3 protein-coding genes are annotated in these 5078 nt (G+C 59.0%); 2 read left to right on the top strand and 1 reads right to left on the bottom strand.

Features of this window, described 5'->3' with window-relative positions; all coding sequences use genetic code 11:
• On the bottom strand, positions 1 to 151 hold a 151-nt coding region (locus tag ACE3NW_RS11985; protein ID WP_374279632.1), incomplete at its 3' end, for a helix-turn-helix domain-containing protein.
• Positions 152 to 608: 457 nt separating this feature from the next.
• Between ACE3NW_RS11985 and ACE3NW_RS11980 the strand changes: the two genes are divergently transcribed.
• On the top strand, positions 609 to 920 hold the full coding sequence (locus ACE3NW_RS11980; protein WP_374283711.1) for an ArsR/SmtB family transcription factor: 312 nt from the start codon (positions 609 to 611) through the stop codon (positions 918 to 920).
• Complete coding sequence (locus ACE3NW_RS11975) at positions 917 to 4831, top strand: MFS transporter (protein WP_374283709.1); 3915 nt, start codon at positions 917 to 919, stop codon at positions 4829 to 4831. Before ACE3NW_RS11980 ends, ACE3NW_RS11975 begins: the two co-directional genes overlap by 4 nt.
• The last annotated feature ends 247 nt before the right edge of the window (positions 4832 to 5078 follow it).

Here is a 5078-nt window from a genome sequence, read left to right as displayed (position 1 = left end):
AGCCACGCGCCCCGGTATTTCGCGCAAGTTCGCGGCTTACAGTTGAGACGCTACGGCCTATCGCTTTGGCTATGGCCCTCAGTGACGTTCCACTTTTCACTGCCTGGCAGATGTAGTACCGTTCTTCCCTGGCAAGGTGTGCATAGCCCATACGCCCTTCAATCTTTGGTTGGATGGAGAGGCTAAAGGGCTATACCACCTTGCCTTTTCATTCAACTTTGAGGGTGTTGCACTTGTAAGTTGAATCCGCCTTTGGATGAACCTGAAATACGGTTTCAAATCTGTGTCTGATGTGTATTTATAAAATAGATGAAAATATCGGTGATTGTATGTGCAGAATGTCCAGCCTGCGGCAAGCTCTGTCCTTGCCAGTTTGCTGCTTGAGTATGTGCGCGTAGGGCGATTGTCTCACAGTCAGCAGGGGGGGCGGCAGCCAGCCATGCATGCCGGTGGTGTGGGGATGTTCGTATTTTTGATGCTTTGAATATGCCAATAATATGCTTATTATATTGGATAAAATTTTTATTTTGACATTTTATAACTAAAAAACTAGTTATGTAGTTATGAGAACAACCTATCTGAACACCCTCCCTGAGCATTGGCAGCCTGTGGCCGCAGTATTTGCAGCCATGGGCGATACCACCCGCCAGCGTATCCTGCTGTTGTTCGAGCCTGGCGAGGAACTCTCCATCAAGGATATAGCCGCTGTTTTTGATTTTGGCCGCTCCACCATCGTACACCATCTTGCCGTGCTGGAAAAAGCGGGCATTTTGAGCGTGCGGCGCGAGGGCAGGCAGGCCCTGTATTCTGTCTGCCATGGCACTGTTCTGGATTCTCTTGAAAAACTCCGCCTGTTTATTGAAGAAGACCTGCAAGAAGCCACCGCACTGCCCCAAATTGCAAAGGGAACAAGATCATGAACCAGTCGCCCGAAACCATTCCCGCAGGCAATGGAAGAAAGATTCTGCTGAGTATGGGCACCACCTATGCCATGGGCACATTCAACGACAATTTTTTCAAACAGGCCGGACTGTTGCTTGCTGCCAGTGCCGGGCTGGAATCCATTCAGGGTGTGGCCTCTGCCATGTTTGCCCTGCCTTTTGTGGCCTGCTCGGCTTGGGCCGGGTGGCTGGCCGACCGCATGCCCAAGAATAAACTGGTCATATGGTCAAAATTCATGGAGCTGGCAGCCATGCTCTTTGGGGTGTGGGCGCTGATCGGCATGAACTGGACAGCCATTGTGGCCGTGGTTTTTTTGATGGGGCTGCAATCCACGCTCTTCAGCCCGGCCCTCAATGGGGCCATTCCCGAAAATTTTTCCGCGTCAGAAGTGCCAAGGGTCAATGCCCTGCTCAAGCTGGCTACCACGGCAACCATACTGCTTGGCATTGCGGCTGGCGGCCTGGTGCTGGACATGCCCAATTTTTCGGCATTTGCAGATCTTATTCCGCAGGGTGAATACGGCTTTGGCCGACTGGCCGTGGGGGCTGTGGCCGTAGTTGTTGCGCTTGTTGGCCTGTTGTCTGCCTTTGGCATTGGCCGGGGTGCGGTTTCTGCCGGGGCTGGCGCGCCTTTTCCCCTGCTTGGGCCTGTGCATTCCGTGCTGCACGCGCTGGAGTGCCGCAGGCGTGATCCACAGCTTTTTCTTACGCTGGCAGGAGAAGCCTTTTTTTACTGCCTGTCGTCCTTTGCGCTGCTGTGCATCAACAATCTTGGCATCGCGCAGCTTAGATTTTCGCTCACCCTCACGAGTCTGCTTTCTGTGGCGCTGATGATCGGCATATGCGTCGGATCTGTGCTGGCAGGGCGCTACGAGGCCACAAGCTGGCGGTGCATCATGGTTCCGGCTGGCGCGGGGCTGGGGCTTGGCCTCATGCTTTCCGGCCTTGCCCCCCTGCTGCCGGAAATGCTGCAATTTGCCTATCTGTTTGTGCTTCTGACATTTTCTGGCATTTGCGGCGGGCTTTATCTCATACCGCTGGTAAGCTTCATTCAGGTTCGGCCCGCAGCTACGGAAAAAGGCAAGACCTTGGGAATTTCCAATTTTTCGTGCTTCAGCGGCATACTTTTTTCAGGGATGCTGTTTGCCTGGCTGGCCAAGGTTCCGCCCTCCTGGCTTCTGGCGGGCAGCGGCGGGGCTGGCCTGGTTTTTACAACCTGGGCAGCGGTGCGCATTGCGCGTATGTTTCCTCGCCAGAGGTTCAGCCTCAAGGGTTTTTGCCTGCGGTTGCTGCTTGCGCTGCGCTACAGGGTTACGGTCAGCGGGCTTGAATCCATCGCTGGCCCCGGGCCCATACTGTTCTTGCCCAACCACCCGGCGCTCATTGACCCTGTTATCGTCTATTCGCTGGTGGCAGGTCATGCGCCACGCCCCCTTGCAGACGAACGCCAGATGCAGGGCCCGCTGGGGCGGCTGGCGGCCAGGGCGTTGCGCGCCGTGCTTATTCCCGATGCCCTAAAGGACGGGGCCAAGGCCCGGCAGGGCGTTGAGGCGGGCATGCAGAGGGTGCTGGAAGCCTTGCAGGCCGGTGACAGCGTGTTGCTGTACCCTGCGGGCAAAATCTACCGCACTGCGCGTGAAAACCTTGGCGGAACCTCTGGCGCGGCCCTGATTCTGCAAAAAATGCCCGGCCTGCGGGTGGTGCTGGTGCGTACCACCGGCCTGTGGGGCAGTTCTTTTGGCTACGGAGCCACAGGCAAGCCGCCGCATTTTGGCAGGGAGCTGCTGCGCGGCGCGTTGGCCGTGTGCGCCAATCTGCTGTTCCTTACCCCGCGCCGGGCCGTGACGGTGGAATTTGTGGAAGCTGCCCAGATGCCCCGCTGCGGTGACAAGCGCGTGCTCAATCCCTGGCTGGAGGAATTCTATAATCAGGCAGAGCGCCCGGCGCAGGCGGTTCCGCGTTATTTCTGGCAGGGCAGCGAGCCGCGTTTGCTGCCCAGTGTGGCGCAGAGCAGCAGGCAGGAGAGTGCGGATGTGCCAGATGATCTGCGTGCTGCCGTGTACGCGAGCCTGCGCGAGGCAAGCGGCCTGCCCGAAGATCATGACCTGGCAGACAGCATGACCCTGGGCGGTGATCTGGGGCTGGACAGCCTGGCACTGATGGATCTGGCCCTCAGGCTTGAGGGCGCGCACGGCCACAGCATTGCCAGCCTTGAGCATCTGGTGACTGTGGGCGACTGCCTGCTGGCGGCATCTGGCCAGCTTGCGCAGGCTGATACCGAGGGCCCCGCCCCTGATGGCTGGTTTGCCCCTGCCGTTGCCAGCAGGCTTGCCATACCGCAACAGGCCGCCACCATTGCCGATGCCTTTCTGACCCAGGTGCGCTCTGCCCCAGGCCACCCCCTGCTGGCCGACCGCGCCAGCCTGCGCAGCCGCCGCGATATTCTCATGGCCGCAGTCATTCTTGCAGCACGCCTGCGCACCCTGCCCGGTGAGCGACTGGGCATCATGCTGCCCGCAACGCCCGCCGTGGTTACGGTGTGGCTGGCCAGTCTGCTGGCTGGCAAAACGCCGGTGCTCTTCAACTGGACAGTGGGCGAGGCCAATCTGGCGCACTGCATCCGCATAACCGGGGTAAGCCATATTCTCAGCGCAACGGCCCTGCAAGAGCGACTGGAGCGTCAGGGGTTGGCACTGGCCGCGCTGCCGGTGCAGTGGGTGCTGCTGGACAAACTGGCCGCTTCCCTGACCAAATGGGAAAAACTCTCTGGCGCGCTCAAGGCCCGGCTGCTGCGCAGCTGTAAAAAGTACGCCGTGCCGGAAACAGCGGCAGTGCTCTTTACCTCTGGTTCGGAATCTCTGCCCAAGGCCGTGCCGCTCAGCCATGCCAATCTGCTCGCCAATGCGCGTGATATTGTGGAGGTGCTGCACCTTGATCCCAACGACAGCGTGCTTGCCATGCTGCCGCCCTTCCATTCCTTTGGGCTGATGGTCAACATGGTGCTGCCCCTTTCGCTGGGTATCCGGGCAGCCTTTCATCCCAACCCCACAGAGGCTGGCCCGCTGGCGGCCTTGGTGCGCGATTACCGGCTTACGCTCATGGCAGCGCCGCCAACATTTCTTGGGGCCGTGCTTGACCGGGCAAAGGGAACAGACCATCTTGCAAGCCTGCGTTGCGCATTTGTGGGCGCAGAAAAATGCCAGGATCACACCTATCGGGCCTTTGCCGCGCAATGCCCGCAGGCCGCCCTTTGCGAGGGCTACGGCGTTACGGAATGTTCCCCTGTGGTTTCCGTCAACAGGCCGGGCGACATGGTGGGCGGAACCATCGGCCACGCCATGCCCTCGGTAACGCTGGCACTGGTGCGGGAAGAAGAGGGCAAGATATGCGGGCGGGCGGAAGCAGGGCAGACCGGCATGCTACTGGTGCGCGGCCCCAGCATTTTTAGCGGCTACCTGAGCGACGCCCCCTCGCCCTTTGTGAAATTTGAGGGCCACACATGGTACCGCACGGGCGACCTTGTGAGCATGGACGAAGGCGGGCGGCTTACCTTTCAGGGGCGGCTCAAGCGTTTTGTGAAAGTGGGTGGAGAAATGATTTCGCTGCCGCAGATAGAAAACGTGCTGCTTGAAGCCTTTGGCAACAGGGCCGATGCCCCGCAGGAAGGCCCCGCGCTGGCCGTGGAGGCCATGCCGGAAGAAGCTGGCTCGGCAATTGTGCTTGTTACCCCGCTCACGCTCACCCTGCCAGAGGTAAACACCGCCCTGCGTGCTGCGGGGCTTTCATCTCTCTACGCCGTGCGCCGCATTGTGCGTGTGGCTGCCATACCGCTGCTTGGCAGCGGTAAAACAGACTACAGAGCGTTGAAAGACAGCCTTGCCAGGGCGTAAGTTCCCAAAAAAGTTTGCAACAAGGGCCGCAGGCTGGTTTGCCGTCTGCGGCCCTTGTGTTTTGCCCGCGTGTTGACGTGTTGCGCCTGGCATCCAGTCTGTTATGCTGGTCTGTAGTGCGCAAATTTTTAATGGCGGGCGGATTCAACTTGCAAGTGCAACACCCTCAAAGTTGAATGAAAAGGCAAGGTGGTATAGCCCTTTAGCCTCTCCATCCAACCAAAGATTGAGGGGCGTATGGGCTATG

The sequence above is a fragment of the Desulfovibrio sp. genome (genome assembly GCF_041907885.1).
Lineage (GTDB): Bacteria > Desulfobacterota > Desulfovibrionia > Desulfovibrionales > Desulfovibrionaceae > Desulfovibrio.
The sequence above is the reverse complement of the archived record's forward strand: the minus strand, read 5'-3'. Positions and strand labels throughout refer to the sequence as shown.

What these genes read in the sequence shown, in the direction of transcription:
- ACE3NW_RS11975 (WP_374283709.1), top strand. Translation starts at nt 917, where the DNA reads ATGAACCAGTCGCCCGAAACCATTCCCGCAGGCAATGGAAGAAAGATT.